General features: G+C 49.0%; 24 protein-coding genes. 18 read left to right on the top strand and 6 right to left on the bottom strand.

What is annotated here, in order from left to right:
- Window positions 1-59 precede the first annotated feature (59 nt).
- From AWU56_RS06165 to AWU56_RS06185, 5 genes are all read left to right on the top strand, one after another.
- Window positions 60-431, top strand: coding sequence for a four helix bundle protein (locus AWU56_RS06165; protein WP_286682024.1), 372 nt, complete (start codon window positions 60-62; stop codon window positions 429-431).
- Between the two features lie 285 nt (window positions 432-716).
- Window positions 717-1,154 (top strand): flagellar protein FlaG, encoded by a 438-nt coding sequence (locus tag AWU56_RS06170; RefSeq protein ID WP_006954864.1) that lies wholly within the window; start codon window positions 717-719, stop codon window positions 1,152-1,154.
- A gap of 11 nt (window positions 1,155-1,165) precedes the next feature.
- Window positions 1,166-2,551 (top strand): flagellar filament capping protein FliD, encoded by a 1,386-nt coding sequence (gene fliD / locus AWU56_RS06175; protein WP_286682025.1) that lies wholly within the window; start codon window positions 1,166-1,168, stop codon window positions 2,549-2,551.
- Window positions 2,552-2,573: 22 nt separating this feature from the next.
- On the top strand, window positions 2,574-3,044 hold the full coding sequence (gene fliS, locus AWU56_RS06180) for a flagellar export chaperone FliS (protein WP_006954866.1): 471 nt from the start codon (window positions 2,574-2,576) through the stop codon (window positions 3,042-3,044).
- A gap of 3 nt (window positions 3,045-3,047) precedes the next feature.
- A complete protein-coding gene (locus tag AWU56_RS06185) occupies window positions 3,048-3,335 on the top strand; it encodes a hypothetical protein (protein ID WP_286682026.1) in 288 nt (95 codons plus the stop codon).
- 53 nt (window positions 3,336-3,388) lie between these two features.
- Here AWU56_RS06185 and AWU56_RS06190 read toward each other — a convergent pair whose 3' ends face one another.
- From AWU56_RS06190 to rpsT, 3 genes are all read right to left on the bottom strand, one after another.
- Window positions 3,389-5,320: an alpha/beta hydrolase family protein gene (locus AWU56_RS06190; protein ID WP_286682027.1), complete on the bottom strand. Its 1,932-nt coding sequence runs from the start codon at window positions 5,318-5,320 to the stop codon at window positions 3,389-3,391.
- 126 nt (window positions 5,321-5,446) lie between these two features.
- Window positions 5,447-5,929, bottom strand: a complete 483-nt coding sequence (locus AWU56_RS06195; RefSeq protein ID WP_272977886.1) for a hypothetical protein — start codon at window positions 5,927-5,929, stop codon at window positions 5,447-5,449.
- 189 nt (window positions 5,930-6,118) lie between these two features.
- The gene (gene rpsT / locus AWU56_RS06200; RefSeq protein WP_006954872.1) at window positions 6,119-6,379 is read right to left on the bottom strand and encodes a 30S ribosomal protein S20; all 261 of its coding nucleotides are present in this window, start codon (window positions 6,377-6,379) and stop codon (window positions 6,119-6,121) included.
- A gap of 167 nt (window positions 6,380-6,546) precedes the next feature.
- On the opposite strand from rpsT, the gene AWU56_RS06205 reads away from it, so the two are divergent.
- The 7 genes from AWU56_RS06205 (at window position 6,547) to ispH (ending at window position 15,592) form a co-directional block, all read left to right on the top strand.
- Window positions 6,547-8,160, top strand: coding sequence for a PAS domain-containing protein (locus AWU56_RS06205; RefSeq protein WP_286682028.1), 1,614 nt, complete (start codon window positions 6,547-6,549; stop codon window positions 8,158-8,160).
- Between the two features lie 42 nt (window positions 8,161-8,202).
- On the top strand, window positions 8,203-9,765 hold the full coding sequence (gene murJ / locus AWU56_RS06210) for a murein biosynthesis integral membrane protein MurJ (RefSeq protein ID WP_286682029.1): 1,563 nt from the start codon (window positions 8,203-8,205) through the stop codon (window positions 9,763-9,765).
- A 74-nt stretch (window positions 9,766-9,839) separates the two neighbouring features.
- Window positions 9,840-10,793 carry a bifunctional riboflavin kinase/FAD synthetase gene (ribF, locus tag AWU56_RS06215; protein WP_006954884.1) on the top strand — a complete coding sequence of 318 codons (954 nt, stop codon included), beginning with the start codon at window positions 9,840-9,842 and terminating at the stop codon, window positions 10,791-10,793.
- 47 nt (window positions 10,794-10,840) lie between these two features.
- Window positions 10,841-13,675 carry an isoleucine--tRNA ligase gene (ileS, locus tag AWU56_RS06220; RefSeq protein WP_286682030.1) on the top strand — a complete coding sequence of 945 codons (2,835 nt, stop codon included), beginning with the start codon at window positions 10,841-10,843 and terminating at the stop codon, window positions 13,673-13,675.
- On the top strand, window positions 13,668-14,201 hold the full coding sequence (gene lspA / locus AWU56_RS06225; protein WP_006954887.1) for a signal peptidase II: 534 nt from the start codon (window positions 13,668-13,670) through the stop codon (window positions 14,199-14,201). The genes ileS and lspA overlap by 8 nt, the downstream gene beginning before the upstream one ends.
- A 2-nt stretch (window positions 14,202-14,203) precedes the next feature.
- The gene (fkpB, locus tag AWU56_RS06230) at window positions 14,204-14,644 is read left to right on the top strand and encodes an FKBP-type peptidyl-prolyl cis-trans isomerase (RefSeq protein WP_006954889.1); all 441 of its coding nucleotides are present in this window, start codon (window positions 14,204-14,206) and stop codon (window positions 14,642-14,644) included.
- Window positions 14,645-14,662: 18 nt separating this feature from the next.
- Complete coding sequence (gene ispH / locus AWU56_RS06235) at window positions 14,663-15,592, top strand: 4-hydroxy-3-methylbut-2-enyl diphosphate reductase (protein ID WP_286682031.1); 930 nt, start codon at window positions 14,663-14,665, stop codon at window positions 15,590-15,592.
- On the opposite strand, the gene AWU56_RS06240 is transcribed toward ispH, so the two are convergent.
- Genes AWU56_RS06240 through AWU56_RS06250 form a run of 3 tightly spaced genes read right to left on the bottom strand, consistent with a single transcriptional unit; the run spans window position 15,567 to window position 16,980 of the window.
- Entirely contained in the window at window positions 15,567-15,872 is a 306-nt protein-coding gene (locus tag AWU56_RS06240; protein ID WP_272977892.1) for a hypothetical protein, read from the bottom strand. The genes ispH and AWU56_RS06240 overlap by 26 nt on opposite strands.
- 44 nt (window positions 15,873-15,916) lie before the next feature.
- Window positions 15,917-16,570, bottom strand: a complete 654-nt coding sequence (locus AWU56_RS06245; protein ID WP_286682032.1) for a hypothetical protein — start codon at window positions 16,568-16,570, stop codon at window positions 15,917-15,919.
- Entirely contained in the window at window positions 16,561-16,980 is a 420-nt protein-coding gene (locus AWU56_RS06250) for a hypothetical protein (protein ID WP_286682033.1), read from the bottom strand. The genes AWU56_RS06245 and AWU56_RS06250 overlap by 10 nt, the downstream gene beginning before the upstream one ends.
- Window positions 16,981-17,145: 165 nt before the next feature.
- On the opposite strand from AWU56_RS06250, the gene flhA reads away from it, so the two are divergent.
- Genes flhA through AWU56_RS06280 form a run of 6 tightly spaced genes read left to right on the top strand, consistent with a single transcriptional unit; the run spans window position 17,146 to window position 23,417 of the window.
- Entirely contained in the window at window positions 17,146-19,284 is a 2,139-nt protein-coding gene (gene flhA, locus AWU56_RS06255; protein WP_286682034.1) for a flagellar biosynthesis protein FlhA, read from the top strand.
- 15 nt (window positions 19,285-19,299) lie between these two features.
- Entirely contained in the window at window positions 19,300-20,607 is a 1,308-nt protein-coding gene (gene flhF, locus AWU56_RS06260; RefSeq protein ID WP_483379491.1) for a flagellar biosynthesis GTPase FlhF, read from the top strand.
- Window positions 20,608-20,654: 47 nt separating this feature from the next.
- Window positions 20,655-21,527 carry a MinD/ParA family protein gene (locus AWU56_RS06265; RefSeq protein WP_006954897.1) on the top strand — a complete coding sequence of 291 codons (873 nt, stop codon included), beginning with the start codon at window positions 20,655-20,657 and terminating at the stop codon, window positions 21,525-21,527.
- On the top strand, window positions 21,520-22,245 hold the full coding sequence (locus tag AWU56_RS06270) for an RNA polymerase sigma factor FliA (RefSeq protein ID WP_286682035.1): 726 nt from the start codon (window positions 21,520-21,522) through the stop codon (window positions 22,243-22,245). The genes AWU56_RS06265 and AWU56_RS06270 overlap by 8 nt, the downstream gene beginning before the upstream one ends.
- 36 nt (window positions 22,246-22,281) lie before the next feature.
- The gene (cheY, locus tag AWU56_RS06275) at window positions 22,282-22,665 is read left to right on the top strand and encodes a chemotaxis response regulator CheY (RefSeq protein ID WP_006954899.1); all 384 of its coding nucleotides are present in this window, start codon (window positions 22,282-22,284) and stop codon (window positions 22,663-22,665) included.
- Between the two features lie 11 nt (window positions 22,666-22,676).
- The gene (locus AWU56_RS06280; RefSeq protein ID WP_040487746.1) at window positions 22,677-23,417 is read left to right on the top strand and encodes a protein phosphatase CheZ; all 741 of its coding nucleotides are present in this window, start codon (window positions 22,677-22,679) and stop codon (window positions 23,415-23,417) included.
- Window positions 23,418-23,420: the final 3 nt, after the last annotated feature.

A 23,420-nucleotide genomic window follows, 5' to 3' on the forward strand; every position in this document is an offset into this window, starting at 1 on the left:
CCACAAACTCAAAAAGCATCACCTAAACTGCAATAACCCCTCATCACCCATCAAAAATAATGAATTATCAAAAACTCTGGCTTTGGCAATACTCACTCGATATCGCCATTGAAATCATGGAAGCCTTCCAGCACAGCAAAAATTTCAGTTTCAAAGACCAGATATTCCGCAGCGCCATTTCGATACCCAGCAATATTGCCGAAGCTATGACACGAGACACACCCGCTGACCGGCGAAGAATCCTCTATTACGCCATCGGTTCATGCGCAGAACTCGATACACAATTGCAGATAGCTTTACGATTAAAGTGGATTGAGACAGAGCAGCGAGAACAATGGCGTCGGGCGCTACGACAGATTTATGTTGGACTTCACCGACTTCGCGGGAAACTGGAGCAAAGCCGGGATGCGAGCTACGCCCGCAGGCTGTGATGTTACTCGCTCCGCTCGTAACAGGCTGTGCACGTGTCGCTACGCTCCACGTGGCCATGCACAACCCGCTTGTGCACAGCCGCATGGCGCGAAGCGCACATGCGCACAGCCTGCGGCAAGCGCAGCGAGCCGCATCCCAGCCTGGCGGCGCAGCCGCCATCCAAGCTCAAAAAACATTCAAAAAAATCACTAAAGTTCATCCACCCCTTGCCGATAACCAACACGTACCAGTGTAATTTTTGCGCTGACACGCTATCATAACCATACTACAGAGAGGACACGGTTATGGGTGAATTTACCATCAGTTCCAGAGACATCACTCGCGCCAACAGCAGTAATGCCGCGGATCCCGTAACAGGCCGTGGGCAACTGCGTGAACAGGTGATGGGCGCTGTAAAGGCAATGCAGCAACAAAATAATGCGGCAATGCCAAGCGATGCAGTAAAGGAAGAGCAAGCGGCAATCAGTACGCCCGCGAGTGTGGCCGAAATGGCTGAACGTATTGCACAGCTTAATAAGTCTGAGGCAATTCGTAACACCAGTTTGCAATTTGTCATGCAGGAAAATAATGAACCGCCAGTGGTACAGGTGGTCGATAAAGACAGCGGCGATGTGATTCGACAAATTCCGTCGGAAGTGGCGGTGAAGATCGCTAAAGCTATTGATGAACTGGTCGATAACGAAGATAGTCGTAGCGGTTATCTGTTCGACAGCAGTATTTAAGGAGGCCTAACATGGCAGGTATTTCATCCCTCGGGGCACAATCAGGATTAGACTTAGAAGGCATCGTAAACGCGACGATTGAAGCGGAGCGCGTGCCTAAAGTCAATCGTCTGAATCGACAAGAAAGCAACTTGTCGGTTGAGCTCTCATTTATTGGGGAGCTGAAATCCGTCATGTCTGACTTTAAAGATGCTGCGGCTAAACTGGCTGATGTCGACCAGTACAACAAAAACAAAACCACGGTAACGCAACCCGAGTCGGGCGATATCATCTCGGTATCGAGTGATGGCGATGCGGCACCGGGTAGTTTTGAAGTTGAAGTGGTCAATATGGCAAAGGGCAGTCGTGCGACCTCTTCGGCAGGTGCATTTACGGATGCCGAACAAGTGATCAGTTCGCAATCTGGCAGCTTAACATTCAGTGCCGGCGATAAAAGCTTTACGGTGGATATCGCGGCCGACGCAACGTTGGATGACATTCGCAAACAGGTGAATGACGCGGATGATAACTTTGGTGTTACTTTCAATATTATCAATACCGGCTCAGAGGCGCGTTTGGTGGCAACGTCATCAGAAACGGGCGCGGGCAACGATATTGAAATTACCAATACCAATGCAGACTTTGATGCATTATCGACCGTCGCCAACGCTGGCGGCGCGGGTGGCATGAGTATTGCGGCTGAAGACCAGGCTACGGATGCGTTAATTCGTGTCGATGGTATCGACGCGACCAGTGCTGACAATACCTTTGAGGACGTGATTCAAGGCTCAACGATTACTGTTGAGGGAGAGTCACAAAATGGCGAGACTGCGACTATGCGTATTGCCGAAGACAACAGTGCGGTGCGGAAAAACATCGACGGGTTTGTTAAGGCGTATAACAATGTCATGGGATTACTAGGTCAAGCCGGTGCCGAAGGTGCGCAGTTCCAAGGTGATGCGACCGTACGTAGCATCGAGAATCAAATGCGTCGCTTCCTCAGTGAAGAAGCGGGTGGCTTGAGTATGTTCAACGCCGGCTTTGGTATCGATGACGAAAATAAGTTGCAGCAGGAAAACACGTTAACCAGTGTCAGTGAAGTCGCGAAGGAACGTTTTGGCGATTTTGAAAAGCTGTTTGCTGGCGAAAACGGATTAGCGTCGCGCATTGAAGACTATGTAAACACGTACACCAGTTTTGGTGGGTCACTGCAAACTCGAACAGATTCATTAAATAACCGCTTAGATCGTATTGATGACCAACGCGAACAATTAGGTCAACGGCTTGATAGGCTTGAGACGTCGCTACGGCAGAAATACGCAGGACTTGACTCATTGCTTGGACAACTGCAATCCACCAGTAATCGGTTGGATCAGCAGCTGAGCAATCTGCCAGGGTTCTCGCGTAATAAAGAGTAATCGACAACGATAGAGGTTCGTTATGAATAATAAGCTCAAGAATTACACCCGCGATAATGTGCGTAACCGTTTAGAAGACGCGGATCCGTATACCATTATTCAGATGTTAATGCAGGGTGTACTCGAGAATTGTAGCTATGCCAAAGGCGCGATTCAAAATAACAACATCGAGAAAAAAGCGCATCATATTGGTCGCGCGCAGGCGATTCTTGAGTCACTGATTGTGAGCTTAAACCCAGAAGCAGGCGCAGACGCAACCGATAATCTAATCGGTTTGTATGGCTACATGAGTGACCGCTTAATGACGGCATCGGTCGAGCGTAATGTCGAAATCATTGATGAAGTGATGGGCTTAATGTTGCAAATTAAAGGCGCTTGGGATCAAATTCCAGCGGATGCACGTCAAGAAGCTCATGAAGTGCTCAGTAAACTACATGCTGAAGAAGACGCTGCACATGAGCAAGAGGTGCAACGCATTGCGAGCAGTGCGTAAGCTATGAAAGAGGCATTGAAACAGCTACAAACACTTACGCAGCATTTCGAACAGACGGTAGCCGCGGAGGATTATGCGGCCGCTGAATTGGCGCTTCTACAACTTGAAAAGCATTTCACCCAGTTACCGGATGGATGGCAAAATGACGATGCGATTAAAACTGAGCTGTTGCGGGTACAAGAGACCCTGACCACTTATCGTCAAGCTTTACAGCAAGCGAAAGATACAGCGAAGGATGACATTAGCAGGTTAGGAAAAAGCAAAAAGGGCGTTAAAGCCTACACCAAATAATGATTGAAATGTGGATAAAAAAGCCGCCAGATGCATTATCTGGCGGCTTTTTGTTATTCAATATTTGCTTTAACAAAGTTAATTACTCGGTCAAAAGCTTGTTTGCGATTAGGGTTGCTGTCTAATGAGTGGGTACCATTTTCAAGCAACAACAGCTCTACCGGGAGATTATACTCCTTAGCTGCCTTGTAAAATGCCTCCGACTGGTCGTCTGGAACTACGACATCGCCTGTGCCATGAACAAGCAAAGTAGGGCGTTTGAGTTTACCAAAGCTAGCGATAGGTGAAATAGCCTCTAAATGCGCTTTGCCTTTCTCGCTATCACGATCACCGACCATGATATTGTCAACCATTTGAGCCGTTTCGCTGGCTCGGGTGTCCTCTAAAATAGCGTTAATATCGCTGACGCCAGCAATTGATACATAACAGTTAAACTGTGTCGGCGTATTGGTCGCCGCGAATAGAGAAACATAGCCGCCGTACGACCAGCCCACGACACAACTATCATCAACATCGGCGAGTTGCTGTTCTTTTACCCAAGCGACGCCATCAAGCACGTCTTGCTGCATACGCTGTCCCCATTCACCGTAACCACGCGCTTCGTAAGAAGAACCAAAGCCCGACGAGCCGCGAAAGTTAACTTGCAAGACAGCATAGCCTGCATTAACGAACATGTGCTCTAGCGGATGGAATACTTGGGTATCGCGTTGCCAAGGTCCGCCGTGTGGCATCACAACTAACGGGCGATCGGCATCACCGCCGTTGATCAAATAACCATTCAGCACCAGGCCGTCACTGGCCTCGAATTCGATAGGTTGCTTGGCGGGAAACTGCTTGTTTTCAAGTGCTGGTTGTAGCGCCATCCATAAACCGCCAGCTTTATTGGCGAGATCAATAAAGTAAAAGCGAGAAGGGCCCGACGCTGAGTAGGTCTTAACAAGCAATTTATTGACGCTTTCGTCAAAGTCTACCACGATAGGATTCATGCCTTTGAAGGTATTCTCGACAAGCGCTTGGCGCTGTTTAAATGCCGGAGCAATGAATTCCACTTCGGGCATATCAGCCGTGTAACCAAAGCCAATCACTTGACCGTTGTGCTCCATTACTCTCGCCACGTCATAAGTCTCGTTCTGGAACAACGGCTCGACCCATTCGTCAGTATCGAGCGAATAGCGCCAAACTTCTTGTTTATCACTCTTCTGATACGTCTTAACAATTAAAGTATTGTTGGCAGGCTCATACAAGACCGGCGTAAAACCATCCTCTTCAAATGCTTCATAAGAGCCAATTTCTTTCCATTGATCGGCATCTTCCTGCCACAAATAGAAAGTACGGGTTAAGTCCTCAATCGCCACCGCGACAACCGAGCGACCGGTCGAGTCGCCAATAAAGTAACTCGGTTTTTGCAAGCTCGGTGCGAACTTCTCTGAGGAACCGCTATAGACATTAATCTTATAAACCGATGGGAAGTAATTATCGCGCTCGCTGACCTGTTGCAACAAAATATGTTCTGGATCGTGAGGAAGCATAGAGACAATTTGGTCACCGCTAACTAACCAAGACCAATCTTTAGTATCGGTGAGCTTGCGTAGTTTTATCTCTTTTAACTCGCTACCATCTTTGTTGACCGCAAACAATTGTCCAACGCGACGAGAACTACCGTACATATGTTCAGGATAATCGGCGCTGACAAGTAACCGCTCGTTATTCACCCAGCGTAGTTTAACGATACGTTCAGACTGATTGCGTAACTTAAGGATAGTCGTTAAATCCACTTTCCCGAACGGAGAAATCACCACTTGTTGAGTTGCGCCATCGGTATTATAGACGGCAGCAATGAGTTCACCATTGGGCGAAATGGTAGGTTGTTCAACGATGTTCAGTTGACTGAATGCAGAACTTGGAAGTGTTTCACTCTGTGCCAAACTGGGGGTCGAGATCGACAATAGCGCAGAGGCGATAATCGTTTTTATTATTTTATTCATGAATAAATACATCTATTTTGTTAAAAATTTGATCTTATCAAATAAGTAGCCAATGAACGAGCACAGTTTGCTATCCAACGCTGGCATGCGAGGTTGACGTCCTCGTTTGCCAAGCGAGGAAAAGGCTTACAAAGTACTTGCCTCACACCGTGTCTTTTGACGCGATGGCGTATTGACAACTTCTTGCGTGATGAGTTTTTTGGTGACCTTATTCGTTACCGCTTTTTGTGTCTCGGCATCAACGATCCAAACCTCAGCAGTGCCGTTCTCTTGATCACGATTGTATTTAAACTCATAGATCTTACCCGGTTCAAAGGTACCGTTGAGTTTGAAATAGTTTTCTAACGGACCGCCGGGAACGTATTTTTTGATAAATGCATACCGCGCGATGATGGTATGTTCGCCTGCATCAAAGTCCCGAGCGGCGACATAGTCTGCTTCACGACCATAATAACAATAGTTGTAAATGACATGGCTACGTTGAATTGATGTGTCTTTGTAATTACGTAGCTTGAACTGATTGTCTCCCGGTGGGGGGCTGCTACATGCTGTGCTGCCCAAAACAACCGCCGCCGCTATCACGCCTTTTGCAAGGTTAAAACTGCGCATAAAATTCCCCTTTTTGTCGAAAATATGCGCATTGACTATAAGTGATATCATATTAAAATGAAAACAAAGTGAGACAATAATTACATTTAATTGTTACAAAATTTGATCGTGTAGAGATTAAGGAAGGAATTTGGACACAAAAAAACCGGCATTAAAGCCGGTTTTTTGAACACGTTGAAAACGTGTCGATTAAAGCGCTTGGATCTTAGCGTTCAAACGGCTCTTATGACGTGCCGCTTTGTTTTTGCTGATCAAGCCTTTAGTTGCGTAACGGTCCAATAATGGGGTTACAGTTTGTAAAGCTGAGCTAGCAGCTTCTTTATCTTTGCTCTCAATGGCTGCGTTTACACGTTTAAGGTAAGTACGCATCATTGAACGGCGGCTTGCATTATGGCGGCGATTTTTCTCGGCTTGAATCGCACGCTTTTTAGCAGACTTAATGTTAGCCAAGGTGAACTCCTAAAATTCGTTAACAGAACGCTTCTTTATAAAGGTCGTGGATTATGCCTAATCTGGCGGAAATGTCAACACTTATTGTGTGGATGTCGCGCACAAATTGGGGTATAAAAAATTGGTTGGTTGCGTATTGTGTGTGATGTAGCTAAATAAGGAACGTTATGTCTGAATCGTTACGTGAAAGAAAAATCAGAGAGTTTGGTCTTTACATAGGCCAAGAAGACCGGCAACTTAACGGGCTGATGAACGCGCTCGCTAGTTGGCTAAACGTTCCCATGGCATTTGTCAGCATTGTTGACGATCAAACGCAATTTTTTAAAGCAAAAACAGGATTCGAAGGCGACCAAATTGACCCAGAACCGTCCTTTTGCAATTACGTAGTGAATCACGATAAACGCCTCTTGATTAACGATGCCCTGACCGACGCTTTGTTTAAGGATAACCCGTATGTGGTTGATGCGCCACATATCCGTTTTTATGCCGGGGTCCCGTTACGACTGGATGACGTCACAGTCGGCACCGTATGTATTTTGGACACTGAACCGCACCAATTGTCCGAGCGCGAACTTCAAAGCCTTGCCTATGTCAGTGAACATGTCAGTGAATATTTAGCGTTGTCGCTTAAACATCAACAGCTGATGCAGGAACACTCATTTATCGATGACACGCCTGCTGCACTCATAAAGTGGCGTTACAACATGGCGCTCGAATTACAGTACGTGTCCGCTAATATACAATCCTTATTCCACATCCCAACGGATGCCTTGCGTGAGGGAAGTAGAGCCTTTGAGGATTTTCTCGACGAACGCGGTCGCAAAGAACTTAACTTCTTGCTCAGTAATCATTTAGCAGGGGTCGCGAGTAGTGAAGCGCAATTCCGCATTTTACCGCCTAAAGGTCCGGAGCGCTGGGTGAAGTTATTATCAAAAAGCTTTTATGATCCCGAGGGTCGGCTCGAGAACATCCATGCCATGCTGATTGATAACACGGCTAATCGCTATTTTGAGAAGCGCTTGAACGAAGCCAATCAGCAGATGCGTTTGGTCCTGGAGGCCTCAGGACTCGGTACCTGGGATTGGAATGTGCCATCAGACACCAACAAGGTCAATCAACGCTGGTGTGAATTATTAGGGATCGATTACGCTAACTTTGACCCGTCGCTCTACTTTTGGGAGAGCCTTGTTCATCCGGCGGACTTGAAGAGTGTTGAGCGTGAACTGCAGCAGCACATGGCGGGCGAGACGCCGGCGTTTTCGACTATTTACCGCATGCGTCATAAAAACGGATACTGGGTATGGATAGAAACCTATGGCCGTGTTGTTGAGCGAAGTGAATCCGGTGAGGCAATACGTTTGACGGGGACGCATCGGGACATTACCGAAAAGAAAGAGGCCGAACTACTCGATGCGCGCGGCGCGCTCTTTTATGCGGTTCAACTAGATAAAGCGCGCATGGATGCTGAGACGCTGATGCGTCATATTCGATCGGACGATATGGTTGCTCGTTTAGGCGGTGAAGAGTTTGCCTTGATTTTAAACGGCGGGACGCAAGCGGCTGCCGCGGCAATACTTGAGCAGATTAGGCAAGATATTCAGCAGTCAGTAGTACGTGTCGATGACCATGCGATCAACTTCACCATTAGTATCGGGGCTTTGTTCATCGACAATGAAACGGCTGCGTACGAGGATTTGGAACAAGCGGTACTCGATCACGCGGATAAAGCCTTGTACGAGGCTAAAAAGACCGGCCGAAATAAAATAGTTTGGGGTGAATAATCTGATACACTGACGCTTTTCATCGTCCGATCAGGAGAAGTCGTGTCTAAAGCCTTGCTACGTTCAGGATTCATCGTCAGCGCAATGACTCTGATTTCACGAGTGCTTGGCCTCGTACGTGATGTAGTGATTGCGAATCTCATGGGTGCAGGTGCCGCCGCGGACGTGTTTTTTTTCGCCAATAAAATTCCTAATTTTTTACGTCGGTTATTTGCCGAAGGTGCCTTTGCACAAGCCTTCGTGCCAGTGCTGACCGAGTACAAACAAGGGCAACCCCTTGACCAACAGCGACTTCTGATCGCACGGGTTTCGGGAACACTCGGAACCATTGTTACCATCGTGACACTCGTCGGCATGATCGCATCCCCGGTTGTGACTGCGCTGTTTGGCACCGGTTGGTTTTTAGATTGGTGGAACGATGGTCCACAAAGTGAGAAGTTTGTACTGGCGAGCGATCTACTCCGTATCACCTTTCCCTATTTATGGTTTATCACCTTCACCGCGATGGCGGGCGCTATACTCAATACGCTGGGTAAGTTTGCTGTGGCCGCATTTACGCCTGTTTTCTTGAATATTGCGATTATTGCAGCCGCGATTTGGCTGGCGCCTAACCTTGAGCAGCCTGAGTTTGGTCTAGCCTGGGGGGTATTTTTTGGTGGTTTAATCCAGTTTCTATTTCAACTTCCCTTTCTAAAACGCGCAGGGCTGCTCACTCGACCGCGTTGGAGCTGGCACGATAGTGGTGTCACGCGCATTCGTAAGTTAATGTTACCGGCGATATTTGGTGTTTCCGTCAGTCAAATTAACCTGTTACTCGATACGCTGATCGCCAGCTTTTTAATGACCGGCTCAATTAGTTGGCTTTATTACTCCGATCGCTTGCTTGAGTTTCCGCTCGGACTATTCGGCATTGCGATTGCCACCGTTATTCTGCCCGCGTTGTCCTCGCGCCATGTCGACCAATCAACGCAAAATTTCTCGGCGACACTTGACTGGGGGATCCGGATGGTACTCTTGCTCGGTTTACCGGCGATGGCGGGCCTTTTTTTTCTCGCCGAACCCATGCTAATGGTGTTATTTATGCACGGCGCATTTACGCCAAACGATGCCGAGATGGCATCCTACAGCCTGATGGCTTATTCGGCGGGGCTGTTGAGCTTTATGTTGGTCAAAGTCTTAGCGACTGGGTTTTATTCGCGTCAAGATACCAAACGACCCGTTAAATTTGGCATCATTGCGATGGTCGCAAACATGGGGCTGAATATCGCTTTTGCCATCCCGTTTAGCTATGTTGGCTTAGCCATGGCAACGGCAGCATCGGCGGCACTCAATGCCTTGTTGCTTGGCATAACACTCTATCGAGAACGTGTCCTTGTAGCACAGCCGGGAACTTGGCCTTTCATCATCCGCGTAGTGGCTGCTGTAGCGGTGATGGTCGGGGTGGTATTATGGTTGACCCCATCAACCCAGCAATGGCGTGAAATGTCGCTCGTTGCGCGGCCTTGGCAATTAGCGCAAATTATTGGCGTAGGTGCGGGGGTCTATTTGTTGGTGTTGATGCTGAGTGGATTAAGACCACGCCATTTGCGTGCGCAAGAATACTGATTCTGAACGCAGCATCGGTTATAATCTCACCCGAGTTATTTTTATACATTTAATTAGTGGTACTTTGTTCGGCTATGGAACTCATTCGCGGCATACACAACTTGCGCTCAGAACATCATGGATGCGTGCTTACCATTGGTAACTTTGATGGCGTACATCTTGGTCATCAAGCCGTGCTGGCGCAAGTAAAAGCGCAGGCGCGCGCACTGGGTGTGGCAGCCGCGGTGATGACATTCGAACCGCAGCCGCAAGAAATCTTCCAGCCCGAAAAAGCACCGGCGCGACTCACTAATTGGCGAGAAAAATATTTAGCGCTGCGCGATCAGCAGATTGACCGCCATTTAGTGATTGAGTTTAATCGTAAATTTGCCAGCCAACCGCCGATCGAATTTATTGAGAATGTATTGGTCGAAAAACTCGGTGTTAAATTTTTAGTGGTGGGTGACGATTTTCGCTTTGGTTACAAACGCGAAGGCGATTTCGCGCTATTACAACGCGAGGGTAAACGGCTTGGTTTTGAAGTCGTCGATACGCGCAGCTACCGTCAGCAACAACTGCGGGTCAGCAGTACTGCGATTCGCGCGGCACTTGCCGAAGGCGACTTTGAGCGTGCCGAAAGTATGCTGGGGCGTCCGTATCAAATGATGGGCAAGATCGTGCATGGTCGTAAAAATGGCCGTACCATTGGCTTCCCAACGGCTAATATTCCATTGAAGCGGTTAAAAAGCCCGCTGCACGGCGTATTCGCGGTTAAAATCAATGTAGGTCGCGCCTTGGGCGCGACGACAAACAGCCGCGCCGAAGGCACATACCACGGTGTCGCCAACCTAGGTACGCGACCTACGCTTAACGGCGATGAAGTCCAATTAGAAGTGCATTTATTTGATTTTTCAGGCAACCTGTACGGTCAGCACGCAACCGTGACACCGGTCGCCAAATTAAGATCCGAGCAGCGCTTTGCTTCGCTCGAACATTTAAAACAGCAAATAGAGAAAGATGCCGCTCGTGCCCGAGCACTTTTAAGTTGAACGGCCACGATAGTCAGTAAATATGCGGAAAATGGAAACAGTGACCCATGAGTGATTATAAGCACACATTAAACTTGCCGGAAACGGCGTTCCCAATGCGCGGAAACCTCGCTAAACGCGAGCCGGGCATGCTCAAACAATGGTATCAAGACGATCTCTATGGCGAGATCCGTAAAGCCAAACAGGGCAAGCCAAGTTTTATTTTGCACGATGGACCTCCGTACGCAAACGGTCAGATCCACATTGGTCATGCGGTCAATAAAATTCTCAAAGACATTATCATTAAGTCGAAAACCCTAAGCGACTTTGATGCACCTTACACCCCAGGCTGGGACTGTCACGGCTTGCCTATCGAACTGCAAGTCGAGAAAAAGCACGGCAAACCGGGCCAAAAGCTCGACTTGGCGGAGTTCCGTAAACATTGTCGTGACTACGCGCAGACGCAAATTGACCAGCAGCGCGAAGACTTTAAACGGTTGGGTGTATTGGGTGACTGGGATAATCCTTATTTAACGATGAACTTTAAGCAAGAAGCGGATAGTGTGCGCGCGCTTGCTAAAATCATCGATAAAGGTCATTTGCATCAAGGCTTTAAGCCTGTGCATTGGTGTACAGATTGTGGTTCAGCACTCGCCGAAGCAGAAGTCGAGTACAAAGATAAAGAATCACCCGCTATCGATGTGCGCATGCCGCTCACGGATAGCGACAAAGCACTGGCGGCGTTCACAACGCCAGAAGGGCATCAAGGTCAAGGTAAACTGAGCATGGTGATCTGGACCACCACGCCATGGACCATGCCGGCTAACCGTGCAGTAACGCTTGCCGAAGGGCTTGAATACGCGTTAGTGCAAATCGAAGCAACTGACGACCAACAGGCTGAGCGTGTCATTCTTGCGAGTGACTTGGTAAATGATTGTATGGACCGTTGGGGCATCAATCACTATCACAAGTTAGGCTTCTGCAAAGGTAAAGCGCTTGAGCTGTTGCAGCTCGACCACCCATTATTTGATATCAAAGTGCCGGTGATCATGGGCGACCATGTTACCACCGAAAGCGGTACAGGTTGTGTGCATACCGCACCGGGCCACGGTGTGGATGACTTCTTGGTGGGTCAAAAATATGATCTAGAAGTCTACAATCCGGTGGGCGACAACGGTGTTTACAAAGAAGACACGCCGCGCTTTGCTGGCCAGCACGTATTTAAGGCGAATGAGCCTATCATCGATGCCTTACGTGATGCAGGCAACTTGATGCACGCTGAGCGTTATAAGCACTCGTATCCGCATTGCTGGCGCCATAAAACGCCGATTATTTTCCGTGCTACACCGCAGTGGTTTATCAGCATGGATCAAAAAGGCTTACGTAGCCAAGCGCTTGAGCAAATCAAGCAAGTACGTTGGGTACCCGAGTGGGGTCAAAGCCGCATCGAATCGATGGTCGAAGGCCGTCCAGACTGGTGTATCTCGCGTCAACGGACGTGGGGTAACCCGATTGCGATTTTCGTCAATCGAGAAACCGAAGAGCTGCATCCCAACACCCTTGAGCTGATGGAACAAGTGGCTCAGCTTATCGAGAAAGACGGTGTTCAGGCATGGTTCGATCTTGATCCGGCGACCTTACTGGGTGATGAAGCGGACAAATATCGTAAAGTGACCGACACCTTGGATGTCTGGTTCGATTCGGGTGTAACTCACCATTGTGTATTACGTGAATTCCCAGGGTTAAGCTGGCCAGCAGATTTATACCTTGAAGGTTCTGACCAACACCGCGGCTGGTTCCAAAGTTCACTGGTAACGGGTGTCGCGATGTATGAGCAAGCGCCATACCGTCAAGTGCTGACGCACGGCTTTACCGTAGACGCACAAGGTCGCAAGATGTCGAAATCAATCGGTAACGTGGTTGCGCCGCAGGATGTAATGAATAAACTCGGCGGCGATATCTTACGTTTGTGGGTCGCTTCGGCAGATTATTCAGGCGAGATGACGGTATCAGATGAGATCCTCAAGCGTTCAGCGGATGCCTATCGCCGTATTCGTAACACCTCACGTTTCTTGTTAGCGAACTTGAGCGGTTACGATCCTAAGCAGCACCAAGTGCCGATGGACGAGATGGTCGAGTTGGACCGTTGGATTGTTGGCCGTGCAGCTGACTTACAGAAACAACTGGTGGATGCCTACGACAACTATCAGTTCTTGTCTGTGGTGCAAAAATTGATGCACTTCTGCTCGATTGAACTGGGTAGTTTCTATCTGGATATTATTAAAGACCGCCAGTATACCGCTAAAGCGGATAGCTTGGCGCGCCGTTCGTGTCAGACCGCATTGCATCATATTGCCGAAGCACTAGTACGTTGGATGGCGCCGATTTGTAGCTTTACCGCGCAAGAAATCTGGGATCTGTTGCCGGGTGAACGCGAGCAATACGTATTTACTCAAGCATGGTATGAAGGCTTTGAACAGTTTGCCGGCGTGAGTAGCGAGGAAAATACCTTCTGGATTGAGCTACTGAATGTACGTGATGCGGTTAACCAAGCGCTTGAACAAGCGCGTCGTGATGATGTCATTGGTGGCTCGCTGCAAGCTGAAGTGACCTTATATGCGGATACGGCACTCGCCGAAAAACTGAAGCGCTTAGGTGCGGAGTTACGTTTTGCGCTACTGACCTCAGAAGCGTCAGTCGCGAACCTTGCGGATGCACCAGAGAGCGCGGTCAAAGCCGAGCAATTACCGCTCGCCGTGGCTGTGGTTGCAAGTGCTCACAAAAAATGTGAGCGTTGCTGGCATCACCGTGAAGAAGTCGGTCAAATCAGCGAGCACCCCGATCTATGTCAGCGTTGCGTAAGCAATATTGACGGAGCAGGGGAGGAGCGTCACTTTGCCTAAAGCTCAATCAGTAAAGCCTAACAAACGTGCATCGGGCCTGCAGTATCTGTGGGTCACGGTGGCGATTTTCATCATCGATCAACTCACCAAATGGTGGGTGGCGAGCGATTTCGAGCTATACGAAAGTCGCATTATTATTGATGGTCTTTTTAACCTCACATACGTGCATAACTATGGTGCGGCATTTAGCTTCTTAAGCGACGGTGGCGGCTGGCAACGTTGGTTCTTTACCCTGATAGCGGTCGCCGTCAGTGTGGTATTGCTGATCTGGTTGCGTCGCAATGATGTGAGCTTTTGGCGTCAAAATTTGTCATTCTCGTTGATTTTGGCAGGCGCCATTGGCAATGTGACGGATCGCTTTCTATTTGGCTATGTTATTGATTTTCTCGACGTCCATTATCAAGGCTGGCACTGGCCAGCATTCAATGTGGCAGATTGTGCAATTACATTAGGCGCCATACTTATGCTACTAGAAGCGTTTATTGATAATCGCCGAGATCCAGAAGAGACCCAAGGTAAGGAGTAGTCGTGGGACGTTTACCTATTGAAGATGGCCGCGAAGTGGTCATGCATTTCACTATCAAGCTAAGCGATGGCTCAGTGGCTGATAGTACGCGGATGTCGGGCAAACCGGCTAAGTTTCGGATGGGCGACGGTAGCTTAACCGAAAACTTCGAAGCGTGTTTAATTGGCTTGCGTCCAGGCAGTGAACGAGAGTTTACCTTGCCACCTGAAGATGCGTTTGGTGAACCTAATCCCGACAATTACTATTATGTTGATTCGTCTAAATTCAGCGACGAGACCAAACCCGAAGTGGGCGCTATTCTCGCTTTTACCCAGCCGGACGGTACAGAATTACCAGGTATCGTGAGAAAAATCGAAGGACCCACCGTGACCATCGATTTTAATCACCCTTTGGCAGGCCAAACGGTGATTTTTGAAGTTGAAATTATTAGCGTGGAGCCGTAACGGGCACACGGAGGAATTATGCAAATACTACTCGCTAACCCACGAGGCTTTTGTGCCGGCGTCGATCGCGCCATTACCATCGTCGAGCGAGCGCTTGAGATATTTGAACCACCCATTTATGTGCGGCATGAAGTCGTACACAACAAATATGTGGTCAATAAGCTACGTGATGCGGGAGCCGTCTTTGTCGAAGAGCTCGATGAAGTTCCCGATGAAGCGATTGTCATTTTTAGCGCGCACGGCGTATCACAAGCGGTACGTCAAAATGCCAAGGATCGGGGACTAAAAGTCTTTGATGCGACGTGCCCGTTGGTGACCAAAGTGCACATGGAAGTCACTCGAGCGAGTCGAAAAGGTCATGAGTGTGTTTTGATAGGCCATGCAGGGCACCCAGAAGTCGAAGGTACGATGGGGCAATACGCGAGCCCGAAGGGCGGCATCTACTTGGTGGAGTCACCCGAGGATGTTGGTACGCTCGAGATAAAAGATCCAAATAATTTACATTACATGAGTCAAACGACGCTGTCGGTGGATGATACGGCGGATGTGATTGATGCTTTGCGTCAACGGTTTCCAAACATTAACGGACCGCGCAAAGATGATATCTGCTATGCCACACAAAATCGTCAGGATGCGGTACGTCAATTAGCTGAGGAAGCGCAATTAATGTTGGTGGTGGGTGCAAAAAACAGCTCAAACTCCAACCGGCTGCGCGAATTGTCAGAAAAAATGAGCACACCGGCTTATTTGATTGATGATGCCAATGGTATCCAACGCGAATGGCTTAACGATATTGACCGTGTTGCGGTGACCGCGGGAGCCTCGGCGCCCGAAGTCTTAGTACGTGAAGTGATCGAGCAATTAAAAGCATGGGGCGGTAAAACCGTCAGTGAGCGCGAAGGGCGCGAGGAAAACATTACGTTTAGTATTCCGCCGGATCTTCGCTAGTCAGATCAATAAACACGGGTATTGCCCCATCGAGTTCAGTATGGGTAAGCCAACATGTGGCTTGCCGTGCTGAATGCCATACTTTCTCTACCCTAATTTCAGCAGCCTCTGCATGCCAACGTGCTAAATCATCTTTGTTGACGATGTTCATCAGTGACTGTTGCGCGCGTTGCAACGCTAAAAGCGCGCGCTGACGCTGTGCCAATTGAGCGAGCTCCATCTGTGTAAGTTGTACTGTCGTGAGTCCGCTGGCGAGTGCGATACTCATGATCAAGGTCATGACCATCGCCTCCATAAGTGCCGAGCCTCTGTGCCTTGGTTTGCTCATAGGCGCGTTGTTGTAGGCTTTGATACTGTTGCCATTGCCAAATGAAGCGTTGTGAAAGCAGACTCAGCTGGTTGGTTGCAAAGAGCATGATCAACGCATGTATGCCAATCAACGACACTAGGGGAGTCATAAAGCTGCTCATGGGCGGCACTCCTATCTATCCCATTAAAATGACTCAAGGGTAATTCGACGGCGTAGTCGGGACTGGCGAGACGGATAATATAACCGGCATTCATTGAAATAACCTCAAACTGAGTGAGGGGCACGCTCTGTGCCACAGAGAGTCCCTGCCAACCACGCCCATCACAATTAACTGCATTACCGTGATACTGCAAAACACCGTCGTTAAGCCGGTAACCCACCTGATCTTCGGCTGCGGTTAAGATGATATAGCACGACTGACCGTTGGAACCCGAGTGTAAAGTAATCGACTGGCTGCCGAATATATCGCGGCCCAATTGCAACGCCAGACTGTGTATTTCAAGTGGCGTATGGGCTTGCTTTAGCGCCGATGTTACCGTCGTCAACTGCCAAAGAATAACTTGCACCGATGAGCTAGCGAGCAGCGCCATTAGCAGGCAAGCCACCATTAACTCTATCAGTGCCACGCCACGACAATAGTGAGTTACCGCACATCGGGCTAAACGCATGTCGCAACCCCCGGAAGTTCGGCAGTGCCCGCATTGCAATAGCGTACGCGACCTAAGGCACTAATCACCCAGCGTAAATGAAGCTCACCTTTGTGCATATTCAAACGACCGGCGCGGGCGTATCCTTGCGGCGCATAAAAAGTCAACGGCCGCGTCTCGTCATCATAATTACTCGAAAACTGCCACCCTCGTGTATCTAACGCATGCTTAATAAATGTCAGGGGCACTTTAATATGACGTTTTTGCGCTTGTGCGCGCGCTTGATACGCTTGCAACAAGTTGAGTCCGCGCAACGCCAGCGCTCGTGCCTCAAGTTGTGAGGTGGTATTTTGCATCGCGGGCACGCCTGCGCCCATTAATACTAAACTCAACAAAGAGCACACAGACCATTCGAGCAAGCTACTCGGCATCACTTCGTTCCTCTTACATCACACCTCGCACAAAGCTAAATCTAAACACCCGAAATACCTAGCCGAGTCATCCGATACGAGCGTAAGCGATAAGCTGATTGTGTTGGCATAAAACTTGTATCTGTTCGGCAGAGAATCATTTTTTTGACGCGCAGGAAACGAAGTATGGCAAGTGGTGCTGCAAAACTGAACAATTTTAAAGGGTTAGCACAGGCAAACTCGCACTTAATTAAAGGGTTCGGTACCCCGCTCGCGGTCATGGCAATATTGGCGATGGTGGTACTACCGATTCCACCATTCTTGCTCGACGTGTTGTTTTCGTTTTCTATCACGCTCTCCCTCGTGGTGATGTTGGTCGCCGTTTATACCCAACGCCCGCTCGATTTTGCCGCGTTTCCTACGGTGCTGCTCATCGCCACGGTATTGCGCTTGTCACTGAACGTCGCCTCCACCCGTGTGGTGTTGCTGAATGGTCACGAAGGCCCCGGTGCCGCCGGTAGTGTCATTGAGGCGTTCGGTAGTGTGGTTATCGGTGGTAACTATACTGTCGGTTTGGTGGTGTTTGCGATTTTGGTCATTATCAACTTTATCGTTATCACTAAAGGCGCAGGGCGTATCTCAGAGGTGACAGCGCGCTTTACTTTGGACGCGATGCCCGGCAAGCAAATGGCGATTGATGCTGACCTCAATGCCGGATTAATCAATCAAGAGGAAGCCAAAGCGCGCCGAAGTGATGTTACTCGTGAAGCCGACTTCTATGGCTCCATGGATGGTGCCAGTAAATTTGTTAAGGGCGATGCCATTGCCGGTATCTTAATATTGCTCATCAACGTGGTGGGTGGTTTCTTAATTGGCATGATCCAGCACAACCTGTCGTTTGGTCAGGCGATTGAGGTTTACACCTTGCTCACCATCGGTGATGGTTTGGTGGCACAGATCCCCGCACTTTTACTCTCTGTGGCTACAGCAATCATTATCACGCGCGAGAACGACACCAAAGATATGGGCGATGCGGTGGTGTTCCAGCTCATCAACAACCCTAAAGTGTTGGTCATCTCAAGTGCGGTGCTCTTTGCGATGGGCGTCATTCCAGGTATGCCGCACTTTGCTTTTTTATCCATGTCGGCTGTATTGGCCGGCGCGGCTTATTACAAAATGCGTCATGCCGAGAGCCAAGAAACTGAACAGGTTGAGCAACAGCAGCAAGAGCAACAACAGCAGCTGGCGCAAAAGGAACTCAGTTGGGACGACGTGCGTCACGTGGATACGCTCGGTTTAGAAGTCGGATATCGCTTAATTCCGTTGGTCGATCGAAGTCAGGGTGGCGAATTATTATCGCGCATCAAAGGGGTCCGTAAAAAGCAGTCGCAAGAATTTGGCTTCCTTGTGCCTGCCGTCCATATTCGCGACAACCTCGATCTCGGTCCTAACAGTTATCGCATCACGCTGATGGGGGTGACCATGGGCGAAGCCGAGATCCGTCATGATTGCGAACTCGCGATTAATCCGGGTCAAGTTTTTGGCGAGCTGGAAGGCGAAAAAACCACCGATCCTGCGTTTGGGCTCGAAGCGGTATGGATCCGACCTGAACAACGCGATAATGCGCAAACCATGGGCTACACCGTGGTCGATGCGGCAACCGTTGTGGCAACGCACCTCAGCCAAATCGTAACCAATCACGCATCCCAGCTACTCGGTCATGAAGAAGCACAAGAGTTACTCGATCGCCTCGGTCGCAGTCATCCGAAATTAGTCGAAGGTCTGGTACCCGATTTATTGTCACTGGGCAATTTTGTCAAAGTGCTACAAAACTTGCTGGATGAGGGCATCGCTATTCGCGATATGCGTACCATTGTACAAACATTAGTCGAGTACGCCGGACGCACTCAAGACACCGATGTGTTAACTGCGGCAGTGCGTATTTCGTTACGCCGACTGATCGTTCAAGATATCTCCGAAGGCCAACAAGAACTCCCTGTCATTACTTTGGCGCCAGAGTTGGAACAAATGTTGCATCAGTCTTTACAGGCAGCAGGCAATGAAGCCGAACAACAAGGCGCAGGCATTGAACCTGGCCTAGCAGAACGCCTGCAGCAGTCGTTGAAAGATGTTCATCAACAGCAAGAGATGAACGGCGAGCCATCCGTTTTACTGACATCTGGGCTCCTTCGTTCAACGATGGCGCGTTTTGCGCGACACGCAACAGACGGAATGCGGGTACTGAGTTACCAAGAAATTCCAGATGATAAACAGATTCGAATTGTGAGCTCGATTGGTGGACAACAACAACCAGCAGCTCAATGATAGGGGGATTGACCTGTGAAAATGAAGCGCTTTTTTGCTGAGGATATGCGTCGTGCGTTATTGCAAGTAAAGGAAACGCTCGGACCCGATGCCGTTATCATGTCGAATAAAAAGGTCAACGGCGGCGTTGAGATCGTCGCGGCAATCGATGGTGATGCCGAGTCACCTGCGGCGCCACAATCTGCACCGACGCCTGCACCTGAGACAGAGTCCACGCCAGCCAATTCGCTTGCCGAAATTTTAGCGCGCCAGGCGGAGTCGCAAGCTGCGCCATCACAGCCCCAGCAGACATATAGCGAGCCGGAGCCTCAAATGACCACCTCAGCGAATGATGAACCAAGTTGGCAAGAACCCGAGCTCGACAATCATATTCCAGATTATGTGGGCGGCGGCAGTGCAAGTGAAATCGCTGAACTAAAATCGCAAATCAAAGGTATTCAAAATCTGTTGCAACATCAGTTGAGCGGTTTGATGAAGCAGGAAATCGAACGCGAAGAACCGATGCGAGCATTACTCGTTAAGCGCCTAATGACAATGGGGATCAGTGAGCGTATTGCCGATCAAATCGCATGCTTTATTCCCGAAGGCGATGATATCGAGGATAGTTGGGAGCAAGCGCTACAGCTTCTTGAAGGTCAGCTCAATACCACCCATGACGATATTTTGACTCGTGGCGGTGCGGTCGCTTTAGTCGGGCCAACGGGTGTTGGTAAAACCACCACCATCGCCAAGCTCGCTGCACGTTATGCCCAGCGTCATGGATCTGACTCGGTCGCTTTAATCACTACTGACACGTTCCGTATCGGCGCCAGTGAACAATTAAAAGTTTATGGTCGTATCATCGGCTGCCCAGTCAAGATCGCAAACGATGCAAAAGAACTTGCTGATGCCATGCTGAGCCTGCGTGATAAGCGTCTGATTCTTATCGATACGGCGGGTATGGGCCAACGCGATAAGCGCTTGAGCGAACAGCTTGGACAAATTCTGCAGAATAAACGTCTCAGAATTCGTCCTTATTTGGTATTATCTGCTACAGCGCAGACACAAGTGCTAAACGATACCGTCAAGCAATTCAAAACACTGCCGCTAGCAGGGTGTATCTTTACTAAGCTAGATGAGTGCTTAAGCTTAGGTGAGAGTATCAGTGTTGCTATCGAACAAGGTCTCGCCGTCGGTTACTTGACTCATGGTCAACAAGTACCCGAGGACATCCGTGTAGCTGATGAACATTATATGGTGACCGAGGCTGAGCGCTTGTATGATAAAAGCATTTGTTCGAATGTGTCAGACATGCCAAAATCAAGTTGGCAGGCGGTCCAGTGATGGGCCTTAACGAATCAAGCATCAACCAGCAGTAAGAGTTAGAGCGCATGGATCAAGCAAGTGGCTTAAGAAAGATGAAACAGAGCAAAGTCAAAGTCATTGCAGTAACCGGTGGTAAGGGCGGTGTGGGTAAAACCAACATCTCTTTAAACATGGCGATTGCGATGGCCGAACAAGGCAAACGCGTATTGGTATTGGATGCCGATTTAGGTCTCGCCAATGTCGACGTGATGCTTGGGCTGCGCGTGCAAAAAAATCTTTCACATGTGCTCAGTGGACAAGCCGAACTGAGAGATATTTTGATTGAAGGCCCCGCCGGTATCAAAATCGTGCCCGCCACCTCCGGAACGCGCTCAATGATAGAGCTGAACGAGACTCAGCACGCCGAACTTATCCGCGCTTTTAGCGACCTACAAGGTGATTTTGATGTCTTGGTTGTCGATACCGCCGCCGGTATCGGTAACACGGTCGTACGCTTCGCACGCGCCGCGCAAGATGTATTACTTGTGGTGTGTGATGAACCGACTTCAATCACCGATGCGTATGCATTGATGAAAGTGCTTAGTAAAGAGCAGGACGTATTCAAATTTAAAGTGGTTGCCAATATGGTGCGTAATTTGCGCGAAGGGCAACTGCTATTCAATAAGTTGACTAAAGTCACAGATCGGTTTTTAGATGTCGCGATAGAATTGGCCGCCATAATTCCGTTCGATGACAATATTCGTCTGGCGGTACGCAAACAAAAACCGTTGGTCTTAATGCAGCCTCGGTCTCCCGCGTCATTAGCAATTAAAGCCCTTGCGCAGCGTGCGCTCGACTGGCCAGTGCCGGCGCAGCCTGGCGGGCATCTCGAATTTTTCCTTGAACAATTAATAGGATCGGCCGATAACGGTAAGAAGCAGGATGTTGCCAATGAATAAAGCGGCTGTTTACAGTGCCCATGCCGATAATCGCCAAGCGATTATCGAACAACACACGGGGCTCGTGAAGCGCATAGCTCATCACATGATGGCGCGTCTTCCCGCGAGCGTTCAGGTCGATGATCTGATCCAATCCGGCATGATTGGCTTACTGGAAGCAGCGCGAAATTTTGACAATAGCAAAGGCGCGAGCTTTGAAACCTTTGCGGGCATTCGTATTCGCGGCGCAATGTTAGACGAGATACGCCGTGGTGACTGGGCGCCGCGCTCAGTGCATCGCAATCATCGGCGTGTACTCGAAGCGATTCGACAGGTCGAAAACGAAACCGGGCGCGATGCCAAAGATGTCGAAGTCGCCGAAAAATTAGAAATGTCGCTTGAGGAATACCACGCCATCTTGCGCGATGTAAACTCGGGACGAATTATAGGAATTGAAGATCTAGGCGTCTCCGAAGATGCTATTATGCCTGAGCAAGTAACGGGTGCAAACTACGAGCCGCAGAAAGACGTTGAAAACGATGCCTTTCATCGCGCACTCGTCGAAACTATCTCGGGTTTACCCGAACGTGAAGCATTAGTGCTTTCGTTGTATTATGATGAGGAACTTAACCTGAAAGAAATCGGTGAAGTTCTCAGCGTGAGCGAATCACGCGTGAGCCAAATTCATAGCCAAGCAATGATGCGCCTAAAAACACGCATGCAGAGCTGGGTAGAGTAATTATCGTAGTAATCGAGAGCCCAAGTGGAGGGAGCTTTGGATAAAAACATGAAAATTCTTGTTGTTGATGACTTTTCAACAATGAGACGAATCATCAAAAATCTTCTTCGTGACCTTGGATTCACCAACATCCAAGAAGCTGACGATGGCAACACCGCATTACCGATGCTCCAACAAGGTGACTTTGATTTTGTCGTAACTGACTGGAACATGCCGGGGATGCAAGGTATCGACTTACTTAAGGAAATTCGTAAAGACGATGACCTCGCGCACTTGCCCGTGTTAATGGTCACGGCCGAAGCCAAACGTGAGCAAATTATTCAAGCCGCACAAGCCGGTGTGAACGGCTACATTGTGAAGCCTTTCACCGCTGTAACGTTGAAAGAGAAGCTCGATAAAATCTTTGAACGTATCAGTTAGTGGGCACGGCTATGGTAAAACCATCAGCAAGCATATCGCTCAAGCAAGCGAAGCAATTGGTTGATTGGCTTGAAGCGGGAGAGCAGTCTAAAGCCGATCAATGGCTAGACGATTTCCATCAAGAGCATGATGACAAGTTGTTCACCTCTGTCGGGCAACTCACCCGAGACCTGCATGAAGCCTTGCAAGACTTCCAACTCGATCCGCGTATCATGCAACTGACACAAGACGATTTGCCCGATGCGCAGAATCGTCTGCAATATGTGATTGAAAAAACAGAAGACGCGGCTAACCGCACGATGGACGCCGTCGAAGCCTGTCTGCCCATGACAGATGAGATGCATCAGCGCGTAGAGCAGGTGATGCCTGCGTGGCAGCGCCTCATGAGCAACGATATTCAGTTAAATGAATTCAAAGAAATGTGTCATCAAGTCGATGCGTTAATGCGCGAATGTGGACAAAACATGCCGCAGATCCATGGTTTGATGACAGAAGTGCTCATGGCGCAGGACTATCAAGATATTACCGGTCAGATCATCCGTCGGGTGATTCAACTCGTAGAAGACGTTGAGAAAAATCTGATCGAGCTGCTCAAGTTGTTTGGTGAAGAGCAAAAATCTCAAGCTAAACAAAATGTAAAAGCAGTCGATAAGAATGCAGCAGAAGGACCGATCATAAACCCTGAGCAACGCGACGATGTTGTAGAAAATCAGGATGACGTGGACGACTTATTATCAAGCTTAGGTTTCTAGGAG

It is taken from the genome of Idiomarina sp. T82-3 (genome assembly GCF_001577655.1).
In the GTDB taxonomy this organism is placed as follows: Bacteria; Pseudomonadota; Gammaproteobacteria; order Enterobacterales; family Alteromonadaceae; genus Idiomarina; species Idiomarina baltica.

Excerpts from the sequence above, each read along its gene's own strand:
- AWU56_RS06165 (WP_286682024.1), top strand. The coding sequence starts at position 60 with ATGAATTATCAAAAACTCTGGCTTTGGCAATACTCACTCGATATCGCC.
- AWU56_RS06170 (WP_006954864.1), top strand. The coding sequence starts at position 717 with ATGGGTGAATTTACCATCAGTTCCAGAGACATCACTCGCGCCAACAGC.
- fliD (WP_286682025.1), top strand. The coding sequence starts at position 1,166 with ATGGCAGGTATTTCATCCCTCGGGGCACAATCAGGATTAGACTTAGAA.
- fliS (WP_006954866.1), top strand. The coding sequence starts at position 2,574 with ATGAATAATAAGCTCAAGAATTACACCCGCGATAATGTGCGTAACCGT.
- AWU56_RS06185 (WP_286682026.1), top strand. The coding sequence starts at position 3,048 with ATGAAAGAGGCATTGAAACAGCTACAAACACTTACGCAGCATTTCGAA.
- AWU56_RS06190 (WP_286682027.1), bottom strand. The coding sequence starts at position 5,320 with ATGAATAAAATAATAAAAACGATTATCGCCTCTGCGCTATTGTCGATC.
- AWU56_RS06195 (WP_272977886.1), bottom strand. The coding sequence starts at position 5,929 with ATGCGCAGTTTTAACCTTGCAAAAGGCGTGATAGCGGCGGCGGTTGTT.
- AWU56_RS06205 (WP_286682028.1), top strand. The coding sequence starts at position 6,547 with ATGTCTGAATCGTTACGTGAAAGAAAAATCAGAGAGTTTGGTCTTTAC.
- ribF (WP_006954884.1), top strand. The coding sequence starts at position 9,840 with ATGGAACTCATTCGCGGCATACACAACTTGCGCTCAGAACATCATGGA.
- ileS (WP_286682030.1), top strand. The coding sequence starts at position 10,841 with ATGAGTGATTATAAGCACACATTAAACTTGCCGGAAACGGCGTTCCCA.
- ispH (WP_286682031.1), top strand. The coding sequence starts at position 14,663 with ATGCAAATACTACTCGCTAACCCACGAGGCTTTTGTGCCGGCGTCGAT.
- AWU56_RS06240 (WP_272977892.1), bottom strand. The coding sequence starts at position 15,872 with ATGACCTTGATCATGAGTATCGCACTCGCCAGCGGACTCACGACAGTA.
- AWU56_RS06245 (WP_286682032.1), bottom strand. The coding sequence starts at position 16,570 with ATGCGTTTAGCCCGATGTGCGGTAACTCACTATTGTCGTGGCGTGGCA.
- AWU56_RS06250 (WP_286682033.1), bottom strand. The coding sequence starts at position 16,980 with ATGCCGAGTAGCTTGCTCGAATGGTCTGTGTGCTCTTTGTTGAGTTTA.
- flhA (WP_286682034.1), top strand. The coding sequence starts at position 17,146 with ATGGCAAGTGGTGCTGCAAAACTGAACAATTTTAAAGGGTTAGCACAG.
- AWU56_RS06265 (WP_006954897.1), top strand. The coding sequence starts at position 20,655 with ATGGATCAAGCAAGTGGCTTAAGAAAGATGAAACAGAGCAAAGTCAAA.
- AWU56_RS06270 (WP_286682035.1), top strand. The coding sequence starts at position 21,520 with ATGAATAAAGCGGCTGTTTACAGTGCCCATGCCGATAATCGCCAAGCG.
- AWU56_RS06280 (WP_040487746.1), top strand. The coding sequence starts at position 22,677 with ATGGTAAAACCATCAGCAAGCATATCGCTCAAGCAAGCGAAGCAATTG.